The organism is Micromonospora sp. NPDC049203 (genome assembly GCF_043197215.1).
Lineage (GTDB): Bacteria > Actinomycetota > Actinomycetes > Mycobacteriales > Micromonosporaceae > Micromonospora.
In genome coordinates this window covers 63,877-85,723 of the sequence record NZ_JBICSV010000006.1, presented here as the reverse complement: position 1 = coordinate 85,723, position 21,847 = coordinate 63,877, and the positions used below count along the sequence as shown (strand labels likewise).

Sequence of the window (21,847 nt, the reverse complement as noted above, 5' to 3'; positions counted from 1 at the left end):
CGCACCCGACGTGTCCCGCAGCCGGGGCGCCGTGCCGGAGGCGCCCGGCGGCCGGGCCGGCGTCGCCGTCCCGCCGGTGCGTCCCGAGCCGGGCTCCCGGCGACCCGGGCAGTCCGGTCCCGGTGCGCCGGAGCATGCCGAACCGGCCGGCCCGGCGCGCCGCCCCGACCAGTCCGGTCCGGTCGTGCCGTCGGCCCGCCCCCAGCCGTCCGATCCGGGACCGGCCCGGCCCGCCCCGGCCCGAGGCGCGGCCCGCCCCGGTGTCCCGCCCGTTGCCGGTGGCGGTCCGGCCGGGCCGGGTCCGCGCGGCGACCGTGAGCGCACCGGCGGGATTCCGGTGGGCGGTGGACCTCCCGGTGGCGCTCCGGTCGCCCCCGGCCCGCGCGGCGACGGCGAGCGCACCGGCGGTATCCCGATCGGTGGCGGGCGACCCGGTGGTGCTCCGGCCGGTGGCGACGGGCGTGGGGTGGCCCGCCCCGACGACACCCTCCGGCCCGGTGCCGCGCCTCGTCCGCCGGTGGCCCCCGGCGCGCGGGGACCGTCGGGCGACGGCCCGGTGCCGCCCGGTGCGCCGGTGACCGCCCGCGCGGCGGCGGGTGTGGCCCGTCCGGTGGCGCCGGACGAGCGGACCGCCGCCCGGGCGACACCACCGGGAGCGGACCCGGACCGGCCCGGACCGGGCAACGCGGTGGCGGCCCGGGCGGCTGTGGCCGTACCCCCGGGGGAGCCGGCGGGACCACGGCCCGGCGCGGTCGGCGCACCGCGGCCCGGCGGTCCCGGCGCGGACGACAGCGGTGCGGAGGCCGGGGGCCTGCGCGGCGCCCGGTCCGAGCTGCGCCGGCAGATGCGCGAGCGCAGCCGGCTTCGGCTGGGCATCCTCGCCCTGGTCAGCCTCGTGCTACTGGGGGCGGTGCCGCTCTACTTCGGCATTCGCACGCTCAGCCACGATCCGGTCTTCGACACCCTCGACGAGCTCAAGGTGCCCGGCTGGGCGCAGAGCAACACGGTGGACAACGTCAGCGGCAGCCGCTGGTGCCTGCAGGACTGCCGCCTGCGGGAACGCTCCGTCGAATCGGAACAGGGGTGGAAGGAGACGGTGGCGGTCTACGAAAAGGCGCTGGCCGGCGACGGGTGGCGGCGCTGGAAGGTCGACCGTTGCCCGGACGAGAAGGTCCCGGGTAGCTACACCTGCTGGCGTCGGGACGAGCTCACGCTCGACCTGTGGGTACGCGACCGCACCTGCACGCCCCCGCCGGTCGACGGTGCGCCCGCGCCGTCCGCGCCGGCCGAGCCCGCAGCGGCGGACTGCACCGGCTCGTTGGTGTCGGTGAAGGTGCGTAACGCGATCGACGACGAGCGCACCGGGCCGACGCCGACCACCGACCCGTCACTCACCGGCGAGGATCCGTATCCGACCCTGACCGACGACCCGCTGGGCGAGGCGACCCCCTCACCGTCGTGAGCCGACTTTCATCACGGACGGTAGGGTCTGGGGCTGGCACGCCCGTCCGCGCCCGGTGACCGGGTCGGCGTGGCGCGAAGTGGGTAGGTACGGTCGCGCGTTCCGGGGCGTCGGGTTCCGGGACACTGCTTGAGGAGGACTTACGCGTGAGTGGTGGAGAGATCGCTGCGCTGATCGCGGCCGGCGCGTTCCTGATGCTGGTGCTCGTGCTGGCGGTGCCGATCCTGCGGCTGCGGCACACCGTGGACGCGACGACCCGCATGATCACCGACGTGAACGAGCGCACCACGCCGCTGCTCGGTGACGTGAACACCACGGTGAAGAACGTCAACGTGGCGCTGGAGCAGGTGCAGACCTCGCTGGACGGGGTGAACCTCCAGCTCGCCAAGGTGGACACCATGACCAGCCACGCGCAGAACGTCACCGCGAACGTGGCGAACCTGGCCACGGTGGTCTCCGCCGCCGCCGCGAACCCGCTGGTCAAGGTGGCCGCGTTCGGGTACGGCGTGCGCCGGGCCGCCTCCGCCCGCCGGCACGCCGAGACCGAGCGCGAGGTGCGCGACACGATCAAGCAGCAGCGTCGCGCCGCCAAGCGCGGCAACCGCTGACCCCGACCGGCGTACGCGGGAAGGATGAGAACATGAGGCGGTTGTTCTGGCTGGGCATCGGGCTGGCCGTGGGCGTCCTGGTGGTGCGTAAGGCCACCCGGACGGCGCAGGCGTACACCCCGGCCGGCATCGCCAGCGGGCTGTCCGAGTCCGCCGGCGGTCTGGTCGAGTCGGTCCGGGCGTTCATGGACGACGTCCGGGTCGGCATGGCCGAGCGTGAGCAGGAGATCCACGAGGCCTTCGCCCGCGGCGAGGTGTACGACGACCAGTTCGCCGAGCTGCGGGAGGACCCGCGCATCGGTGATCGAGAGATTTTCCCGGAGGACCACCAGCGATGAAGACGGCGGAGATCAAGCGGCGGTTCCTCGCCCACTTCGAGGCGAACGGGCACACCGTGGTGCCGTCCGCTCCGCTGCCCGCCATCAGCGACCCGAACCTGCTGTTCATCAACGCGGGCATGGTGCAGTTCGTGCCCTACTTCCTGGGCCAGCAGACCCCGCCGTACGCGCGGGCGACGAGCGTGCAGAAGTGCATCCGTACGCCGGACATCGACGAGGTCGGCAAGACCAGCCGGCACGGCACGTTCTTCCAGATGAACGGCAACTTCTCCTTCGGTGACTACTTCAAGTCCGGGGCGATCCCGCTCGCCTGGGACCTGGCCACCAAGCCGGTCGAGGCGGGCGGCTTCGGGCTGGACCCGGAGCGGATCTGGGCGACCGTCTACCTGGACGACGACGAGGCGTACGACATCTGGCGGGCCACCGGCGTGCCGGCCGAGCGGATCGTGCGCCGGGGCAAGGCCGACAACTTCTGGTCGATGGGCATCCCCGGCCCGTGCGGCCCGTGCTCCGAGCTGTACTACGACCGCGGCCCGGCCTACGGCCGCGAGGGCGGGCCGGAGGTCGACGAGGACCGCTACCTGGAGTTCTGGAACCTCGTCTTCATGCAGTTCGAGCGGGGTCCGGGCACCGGCAAGGAGGACTTCCCGATCCTCGGTGACCTGCCGGCGAAGAACATCGACACCGGCATGGGCCTGGAGCGGATGGCCTCGCTGCTGCAGGGCGTGGACAACCTCTACGAGATCGACGAGGTCCGGCCGATCCTGGACAGGGCCGCCGAGCTGACCGGCAAGCGCTACGGCGCGCACTCCGGCCAGGCGGCCAACCAGTCGCACCCGGACGACGTGCGGCTGCGGGTGATCGCCGACCACGTGCGCACCTCGCTGATGCTCATCGGCGACGGGGTGACCCCGTCGAACGAGGGCCGTGGTTACGTGCTGCGGCGGATCATGCGCCGGGCGATCCGGGCGGTGCGGCTGCTGGGCTACGCCGACCGGGCTCTGCCCGAGCTGCTGCCGGTGGCCCGTGACTGCATGGCGCCGTCGTACCCGGAGCTGGCCGAGGACTTCGGCCGGATCTCCCAGTACGCGTACGCCGAGGAGGACGCGTTCCTGGCCACGCTGCGCGCCGGCACCACGATCCTGGACACCGCCATCGCCGAGACCAAGTCGGCCGGCAAGGCGGCGCTCTCCGGTGACAAGGCGTTCCAGCTGCACGACACGTACGGCTTCCCGATCGACCTGACCCTGGAGATCGCGGCCGAGCAGGGCTTGCAGGTCGACGCGGAGGGCTTCCGCCGGCTGATGGCCGACCAGCGCAGCCGGGCCAAGGCCGACGCGCAGGCGCGCAAGACCGGGCACACGGACGTGTCGGCGTACCGGTCGGTGCTCGACGGCGGCGGGCCGGTGGAGTTCACCGGCTACACCGAGCTGAGCCGGGAGTCGCGGGTGCGCGCGCTGCTGTCCGGCGGTGCCACGGTGGCGGCGGCTGCCGAGGGCGACACGATCGAGCTGGTGCTCGACACCACCCCGTTCTACGCCGAGGGCGGCGGGCAGCAGCCCGACCAGGGCCTCATCACCGTCGGCGGCGGCCAGGTCGAGGTCTTCGACGTGCAGCAGCCGGTGCCCGGCCTGATCGTGCACCGGGCGAAGGTGGTGCGCGGCGAGGTGCGGGCCGGGGAGACCGGGTACGCCGAGATCGATGCGTCCCGCCGCCGGGCGATCTCCCGTTCGCACACGGCGACGCACCTGGTGCACCAGACGATGCGTAACTTCCTCGGCGAGTCGGCGACCCAGGCGGGTTCGCTCAACGCGCCGGGCCGGCTGCGGTTCGACTTCAACACCCCGACGGGTGTGGCGCCGAGCGTGCTGCACGACGTCGAGCAGCAGGTCAACGAGGTGCTGCTGGCCGACCTGGAGGTGCACGCGTTCGTCACCAGCCAGGAGGAGGCCCGCCGGATCGGGGCGATGGCCCTGTTCGGTGAGAAGTACGGCGAGCGGGTCCGGGTCGTCGAGGTCGGCGACTACGCCCGTGAGCTGTGCGGCGGCACGCACGTGGCCCGCTCCGCCCAGCTCGGCCTGGTGAAGATCCTCTCCGAGGCGTCTGTGGGTTCCGGGGTCCGCCGGATCGAGGCGCTCGTCGGCATGGACGCGTTCGGCTTCCTGGCCCGTGAGCACCTGCTGGTGTCCCGGCTGGCGGAGCTGTTCCGGGTGCCGGGGGAGCAGGTGGCCGACCGGGTGGAGCAGACGGTCACCCAGTTGCGCGACGCGGAGAAGGAACTGGAGAAGCTGCGCGCCCAGCTCGTGCTCGGCGGCGCCGGCGCGCTCGCGGCGCAGGCGAAGGACGTGCGCGGGGTCGCGTACGTCGGGACCGAGGCGCCGGAGGGCGCGGCCGCGAACGACGTGCGGACCCTCGCCCAGGAGATCCGGGGCCGGATCGACGCGGCCCGCCCGGCGGTGGTCGCGGTGGCGGCCCGGGCCAACGGCAAGGCGTCGCTGGTGGTGGCCGTCAACCAGGCCGCCCGGGGGCGGAACCTGAGCGCGAAGGACCTGGTCAAGGCGGCGTTCTCCGGCCGGGGCGGCGGCAGCGACGACCTGGCCCAGGGCGGCGGCCTGCCCGCGGCGGAGGCGCCGAACCTGCTGGTCACCGTCGAGCGGGCGGTCGCCGACGCGGCATGAGCGAACGCACCGAGCGGAGCGAGGGCCGTGAGGGCATGCCCAGCCGGCACGGCATGAGCGCACGGATGTACGCCAGGGCGGACCACCCGGTCCGCCCTGGCCCGTATCGGCGGGGAGGTGTCCGTCAGTGACCGAGCTGTCCCGAGGTGTCCGGCTGGGTGTCGACGTCGGCCAGGTGCGGGTGGGGGTGGCCCGCTGTGATCCGCACGGCATCCTCGCCACGCCCCTGGTCACGCTGGCCCGTGATCTGACGGCGGAACCGGACGCGGTGCCCGGCGACATGGCCGAGCTGGTCCGGCTCGCCGCCGAGCACGAGGCGGTGGGGATCGTGGTCGGGCTGCCGGTCAATCTCGCCGGGAAGCACGGACCCGCGGCGGCGAACGTATCGGCATATGCCAGCCGTTTGGCTGATGTGATGCGGCCGATTCCGGTGACGCTGACGGACGAGAGGATGTCTACCGTCGTCGCGAGTCGTAGGCTTGCCGAACGGGGCGTCCGGGGAAAGCGCCAACGGGCGGTGGTCGACCAGGCTGCCGCGGTGGAGATTCTGCAGAGCTGGCTGGACGCACAGCGGAGGCGGACGCAATGATCGACGATCTTGATCTGGGGTTCGACGAGCCGGACAGGGGGGAGAAGGGCCGGCACCGGCGCGGCGCGGTGCGCCGGCGTCAGGGCAAGTCCGGCGGCGGCCGGGGCAAGACCCTTCTCGCCCTCGCGCTCGCTCTGGTCCTGCTGGGTGGCATCGGCGGCGGCGCGTTCTACGGCTTCGACCGGGTCCAGAACTACTTCGTCACGCCCGACTACGACGGCTCCGGCACCGGCGAGGTGACGGTCGAGATCAAGCAGGGCGCGCTGATCGCCGACATGGCCGACGCGCTCGTCGCGGCCGACGTGGTGAAGAGCACCAAGGCGTTCATCGAGGCCGCCGAGGAGAACTCGCGCAGCAAGAACATCCAGCCCGGCACCTACAAGCTGCGCAAGCAGATGAGCGGTGACGCGGCGGTCGTGGCGCTGCTGGACCTCAAGAACAAGATCGTCAACGGGATCACCATCCCCGAGGGGCTCACCGCGAAGACGGTCTACAAGCGGCTGTCCGAGAAGACCGACATCCCGGTCAAGGACTTCGAGGCCGCCGCGAAGGACCCGGAGGCGCTCGGCGTACCGGACTGGTGGTTCAAGCGCTCCGACGGCAAGAAGGCCAAGCCGTCGGTCGAGGGCTTCCTGTTCCCCGACACCTACGAGATCCCGCCGAAGGCCACCGCCGAGACGGTGCTCAAGCTGATGGTGGACAACTTCCTCACCGTCACCGGGAACCTGAAGTTCGCCGAGAACGTGCAGGCGAACCGCGGCGGCATCAGCCCGTACGAGGTACTGACCGTGGCGTCGCTCGCCCAAGCCGAGGCGGGCAACAAGGACGACCTCGGCAAGATCGCCCGCGTCGCCTACAACCGGGCCTACAGCGGCAACTTCCCCTGCAACTGTCTGCAGTTCGACGTTTCGGTCAACTACTACTGGGAGCTGACCGGCAAGCCGACGAAGGCGTCGAAGGACATGCGCAGAGAGGAACTGTACGACGAGAAGAACCCGTACAGCACCCACGCCCGCCCGGGTCTGCCCCCGACCCCCATCAACAACCCGGGGAAGCAGGCCCTGGAGGGGGCGCTGAGCCCGCCGGACGGCAAGTGGCTCTTCTTCGTCGCCATCGACAGGCAGGGACACTCGGCCTTCGCGACGACAAACGCCGAGCATGAGCGCAACATCGAGAAGGCCAAGGAGAACGGCGTTCTCTAGGCACGACGTCACCCGGGAGACAGAGGCAGTGCACATTTCGGCTCCCCGTCGTGCCGCTGTGGTCGGCAGGCCGATCGCCCACTCGCTGTCCCCGGTGATCCACACCGCCGGGTACGCGGCGGCCGGGCTGACCGGCTGGTCGTACACCCGGATCGAAGCCGGCGCCGACGAGCTGCCCGGCCTGGTCGCGGGCCTCGGCCCGGAGTGGGCCGGCCTGTCGGTGACCATGCCGGGCAAGGAGGCGGCGCTCGCGCTCGCCGACGAGGTCTCGCCGGTCGCCGCCGCCGTCGGCGCCGCCAACACGCTGGTACGCCGGCCCGACGGCACCTGGTACGCGGACAACACCGACGTCACCGGCATGGTCGAGGTGCTCACCGGCGCCGGCTGCGTGGCCGGGGCGGTCGTCACCGTGCTCGGCGCGGGTGGCACGGCCCGGGCCGCGATCGCGGCGGCGGCCCGGATCGGGGCGGCCGAGGTGACAGTGGTGGCCCGCCGCCCGGAGGCGGTCGACGAGCTGCGCCCGGTCGCGGCGGCGGCCGGTGTGCCGCTGGCGGGCGCGGAGTGGGACGGGGCGCCGGCGCACGCCCGCGCCGACGTGGTGATCTCCACGGTGCCGAAGGGCGTCGCCGACCCCCTGGCCGACAACTTCGACTGGCGGCCGGAGTCCGTCTTCTTCGACGTGGTCTACGACCCGTGGCCGACGCCGCTCGCCGCGGCGGCGCTCGCCGCCGGCTGCCGGGTGGTCTCCGGGCTGGACCTGCTGCTGGCCCAGGCGTTCGGTCAGTTCGAGCAGTTCACCGGCGTCCCCGCTCCACGGGCCGCGATGCGCGCCGCGCTTGCGGTGTAAGGAAGGGCCCCTTCTTAACGCCTCCGGTAGAGGAAGGGTCCCCTGTTAACACCTCACGCCGCCCGGTGGGAGACCAGCGCGCGGAGGTGGCCTGTCCGCAGGGCGGGACGCGGCGGGCGGCGTACGCCGGCGACCACCGGACGTGACACACTGACCGTCGTGTTGCGCTGGCTGACTGCAGGTGAATCGCACGGACCCGCCCTCGTCGCGATGCTGGAGGGCGTACCCGCCGGCATCGAGGTGACCACCGGGGAGATCTCCGGCGAGCTGGCCCGGCGCCGGCTCGGGTACGGCCGGGGCGCCCGGATGTCGTTCGAGCAGGACGAGGTCGAGATCATCGGCGGGCTCCGGCACGGCGTCACGCTGGGCAGCCCGGTGGCGATCCGGGTCGGCAACTCCGAGTGGCCGAAGTGGCGCACCGTGATGGCCGCCGACCCGGTCGACCCGGAGGAGCTGGCGAGCCAGGCCCGCAACGCGCCGCTGACCCGCCCTCGCCCCGGTCACGCCGACCTGGCCGGCATGCAGAAGTACGGGCACACCGACGCCCGGCCGATCCTGGAGCGCGCCAGCGCCCGGGAGACGGCCGCCCGGGTCGCGGTGGGCACCGTCGCCAAGGCGCTGGTGCGGCAGGCGCTCGGCGTGGAGATCGTCTCGCACGTGGTCGAGCTGGGCCCGGTGGCGGTCAAGCCAGGGCTGCGCCCCACGCCGGAGGACGCCGCGCGCATCGACGCCGACCCGCTGCGCTGCCTCGACGCCGAGGCCAGCGCCCGGATGGTCGCCGAGGTCGACGCCGCGAAGAAGGCCGCCGACACACTCGGCGGCGTGGTCGAGGTGCTCGCGTACGGGGTGCCGCCGGGTCTGGGCAGCCACGTGCAGTGGGACCGCAAGCTCGACGCCCGCCTGGCCACCGCGCTCATGTCTATCCAGGCGATCAAGGGTGTGGAGATCGGTGACGGGTGGCAGCAGGCGCGCTCGCGCGGCTCCGAGGCGCACGACGAGATCGTGCCCACCGCCACCGGGGTACGGCGGATCACCGACCGGGCCGGCGGCCTGGAGGGCGGCATCACCACCGGTGAGCCGCTGCGGGTGAAGGCGGCCATGAAGCCGATCTCGTCGCTGAACCGGGCCCTCGCCACGATCGACGTGACCACCGGCGAGCCGGCCACCGCGATCAACCAGCGTTCCGACGTGTGCGCGGTGCCGGCCGCCGCGGTGGTGGCCGAGGCGATGGTCGCGCTGGTGCTGGCCGAGGCGGCGGTGGAGAAGTTCGGCGGCGACTCGGTCGCCGAGATGCGCCGCAACCTGGCCGGTTACCTCGACAGCCTGGTGATTCGGTGAGCGCGAGGAACGCAGCGCAGCGGAGTCCCGCAGTCGCGAACGAAAGGTGGCAACGGTGAGCACCCGGCCGGTCTGCGTGCTGGTCGGTGCGCCCGGCTCCGGCAAGACCACAGTCGGCACGGCGCTCGCCGAGGCGCTCGGCGTCGGCTTCCGGGACACCGACGCCGACATCGAGAACCTCGCCGGCAAGCCCATCCCGGAGATCTTCGTGGACGAGGGGGAGGAGCACTTCCGTACCCTCGAACGGGCCGCCGTGGCGGCGGCGCTCGCGTCGCACGCGGGCGTGCTCGCGCTCGGCGGCGGCGCGGTCCTGGCCGAGGAGAACCGGGCCGCGCTGATCGGCCACACGGTGGTGCACCTGTCGGTGGAGCTGCCGGACGCGCTCAAGCGGGTCGGTCTGGGCGCCGGCCGGCCGCTGCTCGCGCTGAACCCGCGCGCCACGCTCAAGCACCTGATGGACCAGCGCCGCCCGCTCTACGCCGAGGTGGCGACCGCGACTGTGGTCACCGACGGGCGTACCCCGCAGGAGCTGGCGGCGGAGATCGCCGCGCTGCTCAAGCCCTGACCCGCACGGCCGCGACCGGCGCGGACCGCGCGGCGCGGCGGCGCCGGGCCGGTTCGGGCCGCCAGGTGGCGAGCAGCGCCAGCGCCAGCGCGATCTCGGCCAGGTCGCCGAGGTAGTACATGAGCGTGGCCCCGGCCCGCAGCTCGGCGGCGGTGGCGGGCACGTCCACGAACAGCCCGGCGTAGAGCAACTGGGCGATGGTGGCGTGCGCCGCGACCCCGAACCCGATCACCACAAGCCGCACCGGTACGCGGGGACGGTGCGGTCCCGGGTCCGGCCCGGCGATCGACCAGGCGAACAGGCAGCCGCTGAGCAGGAAGTGCAGGTTCACCAGCGTGTGCAGGGCCGGGTTGTCCAGCGTGGCCCGGTACAGCGGGGTGAGGTAGAGCAGCCAGAGCCCGCCCGCGGTGAGCAGGAGCCAGGTCACCGGGTGGCCGAGCACCCGCGCGACCGGGTGCCGCAGCAGGTGGACCAGGGCCCGGCCGGTACGCCGGTCCAGCGTGCGCAGCAGCAGCGTGACGGGGGCGGCGAGCACCAGCGCCAGCGGCGCGAGCATGCCGATCAGCAGGTGCTGCCACATGTGCCCGACGAAGTCACCGGCCGGCCAGAGCAGCCCCGCCACCAGCAGCAACGTGCCCAGCCCGAAGCTCGCCGTGCGGGCGTGCGGCCAGCCCGGTCCGCCCGGGGCGCGCAGGCGCAACGCGGCGGCCAGGTACGCCCAGAACAGCACCAGCGGCAGCAGCGCGACGGCCGGGAAGCCGCCGTCGGCGTGCCCGGCGTGGGCCGGGATCACCGCCGCTCCGGCGCGCAGAGGTCCACGTCGCGGGCCCGGCGCTGGATCGCCCAGCCCGCCGCGATCAGCACCACGCCGAGGGCGAGGAACCCGAGGTCCCACCAGAGCTGGTTCGGACCGCCGCGGACGTGGTGGATGCCGAGCAGGTGGTGGTCGACGACGCCCTCGACCAGGTTGAACAGGCCCCAGCCGATCAGCGCCCAGCCCCACAGCATGGGCGAGCGCCACAGCCGGCCCCGCGAGGTGGTGACCCGGGCGTAGAGCAGGGCCAGGCCGGTCAGCACCGCGACCCAGGTGACCACGTGGAACAGCCCGTCCCAGAGCGTGTTCATCTGCAACCCGGCCACGGTGTCGACCGGGTACTCGCGGATGCCGGCCCGGTCGCTGCCGGTGCTGCTGAGCATGTGGTGCCACTGGAGGACCTGGTGCAGGACGATGCCGTCGACGAAGCCGCCCAGCCCGACGCCGAGGATGGTGGCGGGCAGCCGGATGCTCGTCGCGGACTCCGGTCGGGTCGCGGGTGCCGTCGTCTCGCTCATTCCGGCCGCCCTACCCGGCGTGCGGCCGGGCAAACACCCAGCCAGTGGACAGTCGCCCCGCGAGGGCGGCGCGCTGGACTAGGCTGCCCGCGATGGACGAGGTGACCCGGATCCCGGTCGGCGGCGAGCGGCCGTACGACGTGCTCGTGGGACGTGACCTGCTGGACCCGCCGCCGGCGCTGCTACCCGGCGCCGAGCGGGTGGCCTTCCTGCACTCGCCGCCGCTCAAGGCGCTGGCCGACCGGCTCGCCGCCGGCGTCCGCGAGGCCGGCGTGACTCCGCTGCTCATCGAGGTGCCGGACGCGGAGGCGGGCAAGCACGTCGACGTGGCGGCGGCCTGCTGGGATCGGCTCGGCGAGGCCGGGTTCACCCGTACCGACGCGGTGGTCGGGGTGGGCGGCGGCGCGGTCACCGACCTGGCCGGTTTCGTCGCGGCCACCTGGCTGCGCGGGGTGCGCTGGGTGCCGGTCGCCACGTCGCTGCTCGGCATGGTCGACGCCGCCGTGGGCGGCAAGACCGGCATCAACACCGCCGCCGGCAAGAACCTGGTCGGCGCGTTCCACCCGCCGGCCGGCGTGCTGGCCGACCTGGCGACGCTGGACAGCCTGCCCCCGGCCGACCTGGCGGCCGGGATGGCCGAGGTGGTCAAGTGCGGCTTCATCGCCGACCCGGTCATCCTCGACCTGGTCGAGCGGGATCCGGCCGCCGCGCTGGACCCGGCCGGGCCGGTGCTGCGGGAACTGGTCGAGCGCGCGGTCCGCGTGAAGGCCGGCGTGGTCGGCGGGGACCTGCGCGAATCCGGGGTACGCGAGGTGCTCAACTACGGGCACACGCTGGCGCACGCGATCGAGAAGGTGGAGGGGTACCGCTGGCGGCACGGTCACGCCGTGGCGGTCGGCCTGGTGTACGCCGCCACGCTGGCCCGGCTCGCAGGCCGCCTCGACGCGGCCGACGCCGAGCGGCACCGCCGGGTGCTGACCGCGCTCGGCCTGCCCACCGGCTACCGGGCCGACGCCTGGCCGGAGCTGCTGGCGGCGATGCGGGTGGACAAGAAGGCCCGGGGGAGCCGGCTGCGGTTCGTGGTGCTCGACGGGCTCGCCCGCCCGGCGATCCTGGAGGCACCGCCGGACGACCTGCTCGCCGCCGCGTACGCGGAGATCAGCTCGTGAGGGTGTACGTGCTCAACGGGCCGAACCTGGGCCGGCTCGGCACCCGCCAGGTCGACGTGTACGGGGTGACCAGCTACGCCCAGCTCGTGGCCGACTGCGAGCGGCATGGCCGGGAGCTGGGCCTGGACGTGGTGGTCCGGCAGACCGACGCCGAGCACGAGATGCTGGCCTGGCTGCACGAGGCGGCCGACGAGGCGGCGGCGGTGGTGCTCAACCCGGCCGCCTGGTCGCACTACTCGATCGCGGTGCGGGACGCCTGCGCCATGCTGCGCGGCCCGCTGGTCGAGGTGCACATCTCCAACATCCACGCCCGGGAGGAGTTCCGGCACCACTCGGTGGTCTCCGCCGTGGCCACCGGCGTGATCTGCGGCCTGGGCGTGGACGGCTACCGGCTGGCACTGCACCACCTGGCCGCCCGGCTCGCCGCGGGTGCCTGAGCCCCTCAGTTCCGTGGCGCGAGTCCGATTCGACAGAGCGAGTAGACTTGGACGGTCTGTCCGCCAATTGATGATCAAGGCAGGAAATGGCCACCACCAACGACCTGAAGAACGGCCTGGTACTCAACCTGGACGGCGAGCTGTGGGCCGTCGTCGAGTTCCAGCACGTCAAGCCCGGTAAGGGTGGTGCCTTCGTGCGCACCACGCTGAAGAACGTGCTGTCCGGCAAGGTGGTCGACAAGACCTTCAACGCGGGCACCAAGGTCGAGACCGCGACCGTGGACAAGCGCACCATGCAGTACCTGTACGCCGACGGCGAGGACTACGTCTTCATGGATCTGGAGACGTTCGACCAGATCACCGTCATGGGCGGCGTCGTCGGCGAGGCCGCCAACTACCTCCTCCCCGAGGCCGAGGCGACGGTCGCCACCCACGAGGGTGTGCCGCTGTACATCGAGCTGCCGACCTCGGTCGTGCTGGAGGTCACCTACACCGAGCCGGGCCTGCAGGGCGACCGGTCGACCGGCGGCAACAAGCCGGCCACCGTCGAGACCGGCGCGACGGTGCAGGTGCCGCTGTTCATCACCACCGGTGAGAAGATCAAGGTCGACACCCGCGACGGCCGTTACCTCGGCCGATCCTGATGGCCGAGGGTCCCAAGCAGCAGATGCCGGCGCGCCGTAAGGCGCGCAAGCGGGCGCTGGACGTGCTCTTCGAGGCCGACCTGCGGGACCGCCCGCCGGTCGAGGTGCTCGCCGGTTACCTGCAACGGATCGAGCAGCCGCGCCCTGACCACCTCGGCTACGCGATCGGGCTGGTCGAGGGCGTGGCGGCGCACCTCGACCGGATCGACGAGACGATCGCCAGCTACGCCGAGGGGTGGACGCTGGAGCGCATGCCGGTGGTCGACCGCAACCTGGCCCGGATCGCCGTGTACGAGCTGCTCTACGTCGACGAGATCGACGACGCGGTGGCGATCAGCGAGGCCGTGGAGCTGGCCCGGCAGATGTCGACAGACGACTCGCCCCGCTTTCTCAACGGCATCCTCGGCCGGATCGCCGAGTACGCCACGCGCTGACGCGTGCCGGATCGACGAAGGGCCCGTGCCAGGCGGCACGGGCCCTTCTCGTCGTACGGGGGTGTCAGGAGGCGAAGAACGCCCGCGGGTCGGCGACCAGCACGCCGTGCTCGGTCAGCCGCTCGATCAGGCCCGACGGCGAGGCGTCGTAGACGATCGCGAGGGCGCGCAGGTCGTCGGCGCGGATCGAGAGCACGCGGCCGTTGTAGTCACCGCGCTGCTGCTGGATGGCACGCGCGTACCGGGCCACGTACGCGAGGTCCTCGGAGGCCTCGTCGTAGAGCCGCTCCAGGTCCAGCACGATCTTGCTGGTGGGCTCGTGACGCACCCCGCTGCCGTCGGGCAGCAGCTCCGAGACGGGAACGCGGTAGAAGTCGGCCAGCTCCGCCAGGCGGGACACGGTGACGGCGCGGTCGCCGCGCTCGTACGAGCCGACCACCACGGCCTTCCACCGCCCGTTCGACTTCTCCTCCACCCCCTGCAGGGACAGACCCTGCTGCTGGCGGATGGAGCGCAGGCGGGCGCCCAGCGACTTGGCGTATTCAGAGGGCATTCGGACACTCCCAGTGCTGTTCGGGTTCTCCGAGCTATCGCTACGGAGCGTGACGGTACGGGGATTGCGACAAGTGGTCAAGTGTTGCCGTCCACCGGGTCCCGCACCCCTGTGTGGCTTGTCCCCATTTCTCCGGGCTGACCAGCAGGTCAGTACCGGCGGCGGGCAGCCCGGTGACCGCTGGTAACGTGGCGTGAAGCCCCGGTCCGGGCCCGCGCGGGCCGGCCGGAGCCGACCAGACGTCCTTTAACGACCCGTCCCGTGAGGCGGGGAAGGAGGTCCGCCGTGGCCTACCCACCGGCTGCCCACTCGTCGCCGCCGCGACAACCCTCGGTGAAGGTGATCCTCGCCGCAGCGGACGTTTCGCGGGTGGTCGACCGCATCGCCCACCAGATCCTGGAGAAGACCCAGGGCGCCGCCGACACCGTGCTGCTCGGCATCCCCACCCGGGGCGTGCCGCTGGCCCACCGCCTCGCGGCCCGGATCAGCACCTTCGAGGACGTCACAGTCCCGGTCGGCGTGCTCGACATCACGCTCTACCGCGACGACCTGCGCCGGCACGCCACCCGCGCGGTCGGCCCGACCGACCTGCCGCCCGGCGGGATCGACGGCAAGCGGGTGATCCTCGTCGACGACGTGCTGTTCTCCGGCCGCACCGTGCGGGCCGCGCTGGACGCGCTCAGCGACGTGGGCCGCCCGGCGTCAGTGCAGCTCGCGGTCCTGGTCGACCGCGGCCACCGCCAGCTGCCGATCCGCGCCGACTACGTCGGCAAGAACATCCCCACCGCGCTGGCCGAGAACGTCAAGGTCACCCTCGCCGAGACCGACGGCACGGACGAGGTCAAGTTGTACGGGGGGTCACTGTGAGCGCGAGGAGTGCAGCGAAGCGGAGCCCCGCAGTCGCGAACGAAAGGCGGCTCTGCGCATGATCCGGCACCTGCTCTCCGGCGCCGACCTGGACGCCGGCACCGCCACTCTGGTCCTGGACACCGCCGCGGAGATGGCGACGGTGGCCGGGCGTGAGGTCAAGAAGCTGCCCGCGCTGCGCGGGCGCACCGTGGTCAACCTCTTCTACGAGGACTCCACCCGGACCCGGATCTCGTTCGAGGCGGCGGCCAAGCGGCTCAGCGCCGACGTGATCAACTTCTCCGCCAAGGGCTCCAGCGTGGCCAAGGGGGAGAGCCTGAAGGACACCGCGCTCACGCTCCAGGCGATGGGCGCGGACGCGGTGGTCGTCCGGCACCCCGCCTCCGGCGCCCCGCACCGGCTCGCCGAGTGGGTCGACGGCTCGGTGGTAAACGCCGGTGACGGCACCCACGAGCACCCCACGCAGGCGCTGCTCGACGCGTACACGATGCGGTCCCGGCTGGGCCGGCTCGACGGCCTGCACGTGGCGATCGTCGGCGACGTGCTGCACTCCCGGGTGGCCCGCTCCAACGTGCTGCTGCTGTCCACGCTCGGCGCGAAGGTCACCCTGGTCGGCCCGCCCACGCTCATCCCGGTCGACATCGCCGCCGCCCTGGCCCCCGGTACCGACGTCTGTTACGACCTCGACGCCGTTCTCCCAGATGTGGACGTGGTGATGATGCTGCGGGTGCAGCGTGAGCGGATGGGTGACTCCTACTTCCCGTCGGCCCGCGAGTACGCCCGCCGCTACGGGCTCGACGGGCCGCGCATGCGCCGGCTGCCCGGGCACGCGATCGTCATGCACCCCGGCCCGATGAACCGGGGCATGGAGATCACGCCCGAGGTGGCCGACTCGCCCCGCTCCACCATCGTCGAACAGGTCGCCAACGGGGTCTCCGTGCGGATGGCCGTGCTCTACCTGCTGCTCGGAGGGAACAACCGGTGACCGCGTACCTCATCACAGGCGTCAGCATCGTCGGCGGCGAGCCGACCGACCTGCTCATCCGCGACGGCGTGGTGGCCGCCGTCGGCGACGCACCCACCACCGACGACGCCACGGTCATCGACGCGACCGGCCTGGTCGCGCTGCCCGGCCTGGTCGACCTGCACACCCACCTGCGCGAGCCCGGCCGGGAGGACGCCGAGACTGTCGAGTCCGGCTCCCGGGCGGCGGCGCTCGGCGGCTACACGGCGGTGTGCGCGATGGCGAACACCTCGCCGGTCGCCGACACCGCGGGCGTGGTGGAGCAGGTCTGGCGGCTCGGCCGCGAGGCCGGCCTGGTCGACGTGCAGCCGATCGGCGCGGTCACCGTCGGGCTGGCCGGCGAGCGCCTGGCCGAGCTGGGCGCGATGGCCGACTCGGCCGCCGGGGTGCGGATCTTCTCCGACGACGGGCACTGCGTGTCCGACCCGCGGCTGATGCGCCGCGCGTTGGAGTACGTCAAGGCGTTCGACGGCGTGATCGCCCAGCACGCCGAGGAGCCCCGGCTGACCGAGGGCGCGCAGATGCACGAGGGCGAGGTGTCCACCCGCCTCGGCCTGACCGGCTGGCCGGCCGTCGCCGAGGAGGCGATCATCGCCCGGGACGTGCTGCTGGCCGAGCACGTCGGCAGCCGCCTGCACGTCTGCCACGTCTCCACCGCCGGCAGCGTCGAGGTGCTGCGCCAGGCCAAGGCGCGCGGGGTACGCGTCACCGCCGAGGTGACGCCGCACCACCTGCTGCTCACGGACGCCAAGGCGGAGAGCTACGACCCGGTCTTCAAGGTCAACCCGCCGCTGCGTACCGCCGCCGACATCGCCGCGCTGCGCGACGCGCTGGCCGAGGGCGTGATCGACATCATCGCCACCGACCACGCGCCGCACGCCGTGGAGGACAAGGAGTGCGAGTGGGCGTACGCCCGGCCGGGCATGGTCGGCCTGGAGACGGCGCTGTCCATCGCGCTCGACGTGTTCGGTCCCCGCTGGGACCTGATCGCCGAGCGGATGTCCCGCACACCGGCCCGGATCGCCGGGCTGACCGGGCACGGCCTCGACCCGGCGCCCGGCGTACCGGCCAACCTGACCCTCGTCGACCCGGCCGCCCGGCGCGTCATCGAACCGGCGGAGCTGGCCAGTCGCAGTCGCAACACCCCGTACGCCCGCATGACGCTGCCGGGTCGCATCGTGGCGACCTTCCTGCGCGGCGAGGCGACGGTCCTGGACGGAAAGGCTGTTAAGTGAAGAGACGTCCTGCGATCCTCGTCTTGGAGGACGGGCGCACGTTCCACGGCGAGGCGTACGGCAGCGTCGGGGAGACCTTCGGCGAGGCGGTCTTCAACACCGGCATGACCGGCTACCAGGAGACGCTCACCGACCCCTCCTACCACCGGCAGGTGGTGGTGCAGACCGCGCCGCACATCGGCAACACCGGCGTCAACGGCTCCGACGACGAGTCCGACCGGATCTGGGTGGCCGGGTACGTGGTGCGCGACCCGGCCCGGATCAGCTCGAACTGGCGGGCCACCGGCGGCCTGGAGGACCGGCTCGCCGCCGAGGGCGTGGTCGGCATCAGCGGGGTGGACACCCGGGCGCTGACCCGGCACCTGCGTGAGCGCGGCGCGATGCGGGTCGGCATCTCCAGCGTCGAGGACGACCCGGCCGCCCTGCTGGAGCGGGTACGCCGTTCGCCGCAGATGGTCGGCGCGAACCTGTCCGACGAGGTGACCACCGCCAAGCCGTACGTGGTGCAGGCGCAGGGCGAGCACCGGTTCACGGTGGCCGCCGTGGACCTGGGCATCAAGCGCAACGTGCCGCGCCGGCTCGCCGCCCGCGGCGTCACCACCCACGTGCTGCCCGCCGGGTCGACGATCGAGGACCTGCTCGCCACCGGCGCGGACGCGGTCTTCTTCTCGCCCGGCCCGGGCGACCCGGCGACCGCCGACGGCCCGGTGGCGCTGGCCCGGGAGGTGCTGGCCCGGCGGATCCCGCTGTTCGGCATCTGCTTCGGCAGCCAGATCCTCGGCCGGGCGCTCGGCTTCGGCACCTACAAGCTGGGGTACGGCCACCGTGGCATCAACCAGCCGGTGCTCGACCGGGCCACCGGCAAGGTCGAGGTGACGAGCCACAACCACGGCTTCGCGGTGCAGGTGCCCGGTGCCGGGGACGGCGCCGTGGTGCCGGATCAGGTGATCCAGACCGAGTTCGGCGGTGTCCAGGTGTCACACGTCTGCCTCAATGACAACGTGGTCGAGGGGCTGCGGGCCGTGGACGTGCCCGCCTTCACCGTCCAGTACCACCCGGAGGCGGCGGCCGGCCCGCACGACGCGGACTACCTCTTCGACCGTTTCGCCGAGTTGATCGAAGGCCGTGGCTTCGACCGGCAGCAGAGTGAAGGCGGCAAGAATGCCTAAGCGGACCGACCTCAAGCACGTCCTGGTGATCGGCTCCGGGCCGATCGTGATCGGACAGGCCTGCGAGTTCGACTACTCCGGCACTCAGGCCTGCCGGGTGCTGCGCAGCGAGGGGATCCGGGTCAGCCTGGTCAACTCGAACCCGGCGACGATCATGACGGACCCGGAGTTCGCCGACGCCACGTACGTCGAGCCGATCACGCGTGAGTTCGTCGAGCTGGTCATCGCCAAGGAGCGCCCGGACGCGCTGCTGCCGACGCTCGGCGGGCAGACCGCGCTGAACACCGCCGTCGCCCTGCACGAGGCGGGCGTGCTGGAGAAGTACGGCGTCGAGCTGATCGGCGCGAACATCGAGGCGATCAACCGGGGCGAGGACCGGCAGCTGTTCAAGGAGATCGTCGCGAAGGCCGGCGTACGGCTGGGCCTGGAGGACCCGTCGGCGCTGGTGCCGCGTTCGCGGGTCTGCCACTCGATGGACGAGGTCCGCGAGACGGTCGCCGACCTGGGCCTGCCGGTGGTCATCCGGCCGTCGTTCACCATGGGCGGCCTCGGTTCCGGCATGGCGCACACCGACGAGGACCTGGAGCGCATCGCCGGTTCCGGCCTGGCGGCCAGCCCGGTGCACGAGGTGCTCATCGAGGAGAGCGTGCTCGGCTGGAAGGAGTACGAGCTCGAACTGATGCGCGACCGCCACGACAACGTGGTGGTGGTCTGCTCGATCGAGAACGTCGACCCGATGGGTGTGCACACCGGTGACAGCGTCACCGTCGCGCCGTCGATGACGCTCACCGACCGGGAGTACCAGCGGCTGCGTGACCTCGGCATCGCGGTGCTGCGCGAGGTCGGTGTGGACACCGGCGGCTGCAACATCCAGTTCGCGGTGAACCCGGCCGACGGCCGGATCGTCGTGATCGAGATGAACCCGCGCGTGTCGCGCTCCTCGGCGCTGGCGTCGAAGGCCACCGGCTTCCCGATCGCGAAGATCGCCGCGAAGCTCGCCATCGGCTACACGCTGGACGAGATCCCCAACGACATCACGCTCAAGACGCCCGCCGCGTTCGAGCCGACGCTCGACTACGTGGTGGTGAAGATCCCCCGGTTCGCGTTCGAGAAGTTCCCCGGCGCGGACCCGGAGCTGACCACCACGATGAAGTCGGTGGGCGAGGCGATGAGCCTGGGCCGCAACTTCACCGAGGCGCTGAACAAGGCGATGCGCTCGATGGAAACCAAGGCGTCCGGTTTCTGGACCACTCCGGATCCGGAGGGCGCGACGAAGGAGAACACCCTCGCCGCGCTGCGCGTGCCGCACGACGGCCGGCTCTACACGGTCGAGCGGGCGCTGCGTCTCGGCGCGTCGATCGCCGAGGTGTCCGAGGCGTCCGGCGGCATGGACCCGTGGTTCCTGGACCAGATCGCCTCGCTGGTCGAGCTGCGCGCCGAGATCGTGGACGCGCCGGTGCTCGACGCCGCGCTGCTGCGCCGGGCCAAGCGGGCCGGGTTGTCCGACCGGCAGCTCGCCGCGCTGCGTCCGGAGCTGGCCGCCGAGGACGGCGTCCGCACGCTGCGGCACCGGCTCGGCGTCCGGCCGGTCTACAAGACGGTGGACACCTGCGCGGCCGAGTTCGAGGCGACCACGCCGTACCACTACTCGACGTACGACTCGGAGACCGAGGTGGCGCCCTCGGCCCGGCCCAAGGTGCTCATCCTGGGCTCCGGGCCGAACCGGATCGGGCAGGGCATCGAGTTCGACTACTCGTGCGTGCACGCGGTACAAGCGCTCCGGGACGTGGACTACGAGACCGTCATGGTCAACTGCAACCCGGAGACCGTCTCCACCGACTACGACACCGCCGACCGACTCTACTTCGAGCCGCTGACGTTCGAGGACGTGCTGGAGGTCTGGCACGCCGAGGACTCCTCCGGCAAGGAGGCGGGCGGGCCCGGCGTCATCGGGGTGATCGTGCAGCTCGGCGGTCAGACCCCGCTCGGCCTGGCCCAGCGGCTCAAGAACGCCGGGGTGCCGATCGTCGGCACCTCGCCGGAGTCGATCCACCTGGCCGAGGAGCGCGGCGCGTTCGGCGCGGTGCTGGCCCGGGCCGGCCTGCGCGCGCCCGCGCACGGCATGGCCACCTCGTACGACGAGGCGAAGGCGATCGCCGACGAGATCGGGTACCCGGTGCTGGTCCGCCCCTCGTACGTGCTCGGCGGGCGCGGCATGGAGATCGTGTACGACGACGCCACGCTGCGTGACTACATCGGCCGGGCCACAGCGATCTCGCCGGACCGCCCGGTGCTGGTGGACCGGTTCCTGGACGACGCCATCGAGATCGACGTGGACGCGCTCGTGGACGCCGACGGCGACGTCTACCTGGGCGGCGTGATGGAGCACATCGAGGAGGCCGGCATCCACTCCGGCGACTCGTCCTGCGCGCTGCCGCCGATCACCCTGGCCGGTTCGCACCTGGCCCAGGTGCGGCACTACACCGAGCAGATCGCCCGCGGCGTCGGGGTGCGCGGCCTGCTCAACGTCCAGTACGCGTTGCAGGGCGACATGCTCTACGTGCTGGAGGCCAACCCGCGCGCCTCCCGGACCGTACCGTTCGTCTCGAAGGCCACCGCGGTGCCGCTGGCGAAGGCGGCGGCCCGGATCGCGCTCGGCGCCACCATCGCGCAGCTGCGCGCCGAGGGGATGCTGCCGCCGGCCGGCGACGGCGGCACCATGCCGGCCGACGCGCCGATCGCGGTCAAGGAGGCGGTGCTGCCGTTCAAGCGGTTCCGCACCCCGTCCGGCAAGGGCATCGACGTGCTGCTCGGCCCGGAGATGAAGTCCACCGGCGAGGTGATGGGCATCGACACCGGCTTCGGGCAGGCGTTCGCCAAGTCGCAGGCCGCCGCGTACGGGTCGCTGCCGACCGCCGGGAAGATCTTCGTCTCGGTCGCCAACCGGGACAAGCGCGGCATGATCTTCCCGATCAAGCGCCTGGCCGACCTGGGCTTCGAGATCGTGGCCACCACCGGCACGGCCGAGGTGCTGCGCCGGCACGGCATCGCCTGCGAGCAGATCCGCAAGCACTACGAGTCGGGTGAGGGCGCGGACGCGGTCTCGCTGATCCTCGGCGGCGACGTGGCGCTGGTGGTGAACACGCCGCAGGGCTCCGGCGCGAGCGCCCGTTCCGACGGGTACGAGATCCGCAGCGCGGCGGTGAGCGTGGACATCCCGTGCGTCACCACGGTGCCCGGCGCCGCCGCCGCCGTCATGGGCATCGAGGCCCGCATCCGGGGTGACCTGAAGGTCCGCCCGCTGCAGGACCTGCACGCCGCCCTGCGGGCGGGCGAGTGACAGCGCGCCTTCACGC

Annotated in this window: 21 protein-coding genes; 18 read left to right on the top strand and 3 right to left on the bottom strand. The window is 72.6% G+C overall.

What is annotated here, in order from left to right; all coding sequences use genetic code 11:
- Window positions 1-844: 844 nt before the first annotated feature.
- The 9 genes from ACGFIA_RS18045 to ACGFIA_RS18005 all read left to right on the top strand — a co-directional run bounded on the left by ACGFIA_RS18045 (window position 845) and on the right by ACGFIA_RS18005 (window position 9,627).
- Window positions 845-1,462: a hypothetical protein gene (locus ACGFIA_RS18045; RefSeq protein WP_357386590.1), complete on the top strand. Its 618-nt coding sequence runs from the start codon at window positions 845-847 to the stop codon at window positions 1,460-1,462.
- Window positions 1,463-1,608: 146 nt separating this feature from the next.
- A complete protein-coding gene (locus ACGFIA_RS18040) occupies window positions 1,609-2,070 on the top strand; it encodes a DUF948 domain-containing protein (protein ID WP_357386511.1) in 462 nt (153 codons plus the stop codon).
- A gap of 32 nt (window positions 2,071-2,102) precedes the next feature.
- Entirely contained in the window at window positions 2,103-2,408 is a 306-nt protein-coding gene (locus ACGFIA_RS18035; protein ID WP_354866963.1) for a DUF6167 family protein, read from the top strand.
- Window positions 2,405-5,086, top strand: a complete 2,682-nt coding sequence (gene alaS, locus ACGFIA_RS18030; protein WP_357386508.1) for an alanine--tRNA ligase — start codon at window positions 2,405-2,407, stop codon at window positions 5,084-5,086. Before ACGFIA_RS18035 ends, alaS begins: the two co-directional genes overlap by 4 nt.
- A gap of 127 nt (window positions 5,087-5,213) precedes the next feature.
- Window positions 5,214-5,675, top strand: a complete 462-nt coding sequence (gene ruvX, locus ACGFIA_RS18025; RefSeq protein ID WP_194802882.1) for a Holliday junction resolvase RuvX — start codon at window positions 5,214-5,216, stop codon at window positions 5,673-5,675.
- A complete protein-coding gene (gene mltG, locus ACGFIA_RS18020; protein WP_357386505.1) occupies window positions 5,672-6,877 on the top strand; it encodes an endolytic transglycosylase MltG in 1,206 nt (401 codons plus the stop codon). The genes ruvX and mltG overlap by 4 nt, the downstream gene beginning before the upstream one ends.
- A gap of 34 nt (window positions 6,878-6,911) precedes the next feature.
- The gene (locus tag ACGFIA_RS18015; RefSeq protein ID WP_357386588.1) at window positions 6,912-7,724 is read left to right on the top strand and encodes a shikimate dehydrogenase; all 813 of its coding nucleotides are present in this window, start codon (window positions 6,912-6,914) and stop codon (window positions 7,722-7,724) included.
- Window positions 7,725-7,883: 159 nt separating this feature from the next.
- On the top strand, window positions 7,884-9,062 hold the full coding sequence (gene aroC, locus ACGFIA_RS18010; RefSeq protein WP_357386503.1) for a chorismate synthase: 1,179 nt from the start codon (window positions 7,884-7,886) through the stop codon (window positions 9,060-9,062).
- Between the two features lie 55 nt (window positions 9,063-9,117).
- Window positions 9,118-9,627, top strand: a complete 510-nt coding sequence (locus ACGFIA_RS18005) for a shikimate kinase (RefSeq protein ID WP_091424298.1) — start codon at window positions 9,118-9,120, stop codon at window positions 9,625-9,627.
- On the opposite strand, the gene ACGFIA_RS18000 is transcribed toward ACGFIA_RS18005, so the two are convergent.
- Together ACGFIA_RS18000 and ACGFIA_RS17995 are read right to left on the bottom strand one after the other, a co-directional pair.
- A complete protein-coding gene (locus ACGFIA_RS18000; protein WP_357386501.1) occupies window positions 9,617-10,420 on the bottom strand; it encodes a cytochrome c oxidase assembly protein in 804 nt (267 codons plus the stop codon). The genes ACGFIA_RS18005 and ACGFIA_RS18000 overlap by 11 nt on opposite strands.
- Window positions 10,417-10,959: a DUF2243 domain-containing protein gene (locus ACGFIA_RS17995; RefSeq protein ID WP_357386499.1), complete on the bottom strand. Its 543-nt coding sequence runs from the start codon at window positions 10,957-10,959 to the stop codon at window positions 10,417-10,419. The genes ACGFIA_RS18000 and ACGFIA_RS17995 overlap by 4 nt, the downstream gene beginning before the upstream one ends.
- 92 nt (window positions 10,960-11,051) lie before the next feature.
- On the opposite strand from ACGFIA_RS17995, the gene aroB reads away from it, so the two are divergent.
- The 4 genes from aroB (at window position 11,052) to nusB (ending at window position 13,643) form a co-directional block, all read left to right on the top strand.
- Window positions 11,052-12,128 carry a 3-dehydroquinate synthase gene (gene aroB, locus ACGFIA_RS17990; RefSeq protein ID WP_357386498.1) on the top strand — a complete coding sequence of 359 codons (1,077 nt, stop codon included), beginning with the start codon at window positions 11,052-11,054 and terminating at the stop codon, window positions 12,126-12,128.
- Window positions 12,125-12,565 carry a type II 3-dehydroquinate dehydratase gene (aroQ, locus tag ACGFIA_RS17985; protein ID WP_013285502.1) on the top strand — a complete coding sequence of 147 codons (441 nt, stop codon included), beginning with the start codon at window positions 12,125-12,127 and terminating at the stop codon, window positions 12,563-12,565. Before aroB ends, aroQ begins: the two co-directional genes overlap by 4 nt.
- Before the next feature lie 86 nt (window positions 12,566-12,651).
- Window positions 12,652-13,209 carry an elongation factor P gene (gene efp / locus ACGFIA_RS17980; RefSeq protein WP_357386495.1) on the top strand — a complete coding sequence of 186 codons (558 nt, stop codon included), beginning with the start codon at window positions 12,652-12,654 and terminating at the stop codon, window positions 13,207-13,209.
- Window positions 13,210-13,232: 23 nt separating this feature from the next.
- Window positions 13,233-13,643 carry a transcription antitermination factor NusB gene (gene nusB, locus ACGFIA_RS17975; protein ID WP_357386586.1) on the top strand — a complete coding sequence of 137 codons (411 nt, stop codon included), beginning with the start codon at window positions 13,233-13,235 and terminating at the stop codon, window positions 13,641-13,643.
- A gap of 64 nt (window positions 13,644-13,707) precedes the next feature.
- Here nusB and ACGFIA_RS17970 read toward each other — a convergent pair whose 3' ends face one another.
- Window positions 13,708-14,196 carry a transcriptional regulator gene (locus tag ACGFIA_RS17970; protein ID WP_013285505.1) on the bottom strand — a complete coding sequence of 163 codons (489 nt, stop codon included), beginning with the start codon at window positions 14,194-14,196 and terminating at the stop codon, window positions 13,708-13,710.
- A 285-nt stretch (window positions 14,197-14,481) separates the two neighbouring features.
- On the opposite strand from ACGFIA_RS17970, the gene pyrR reads away from it, so the two are divergent.
- Genes pyrR through carB form a run of 5 tightly spaced genes read left to right on the top strand, consistent with a single transcriptional unit; the run spans window position 14,482 to window position 21,831 of the window.
- Complete coding sequence (gene pyrR, locus ACGFIA_RS17965) at window positions 14,482-15,063, top strand: bifunctional pyr operon transcriptional regulator/uracil phosphoribosyltransferase PyrR (protein ID WP_357386493.1); 582 nt, start codon at window positions 14,482-14,484, stop codon at window positions 15,061-15,063.
- Window positions 15,064-15,121: 58 nt separating this feature from the next.
- On the top strand, window positions 15,122-16,048 hold the full coding sequence (locus tag ACGFIA_RS17960; RefSeq protein WP_091424316.1) for an aspartate carbamoyltransferase catalytic subunit: 927 nt from the start codon (window positions 15,122-15,124) through the stop codon (window positions 16,046-16,048).
- Window positions 16,045-17,322 (top strand): dihydroorotase, encoded by a 1,278-nt coding sequence (locus tag ACGFIA_RS17955; protein ID WP_357386491.1) that lies wholly within the window; start codon window positions 16,045-16,047, stop codon window positions 17,320-17,322. The genes ACGFIA_RS17960 and ACGFIA_RS17955 overlap by 4 nt, the downstream gene beginning before the upstream one ends.
- Window positions 17,319-18,491 (top strand): glutamine-hydrolyzing carbamoyl-phosphate synthase small subunit, encoded by a 1,173-nt coding sequence (gene carA / locus ACGFIA_RS17950; RefSeq protein WP_357469167.1) that lies wholly within the window; start codon window positions 17,319-17,321, stop codon window positions 18,489-18,491. The genes ACGFIA_RS17955 and carA overlap by 4 nt, the downstream gene beginning before the upstream one ends.
- On the top strand, window positions 18,484-21,831 hold the full coding sequence (gene carB / locus ACGFIA_RS17945; protein WP_357386487.1) for a carbamoyl-phosphate synthase large subunit: 3,348 nt from the start codon (window positions 18,484-18,486) through the stop codon (window positions 21,829-21,831). The genes carA and carB overlap by 8 nt, the downstream gene beginning before the upstream one ends.
- Window positions 21,832-21,847: the final 16 nt, after the last annotated feature.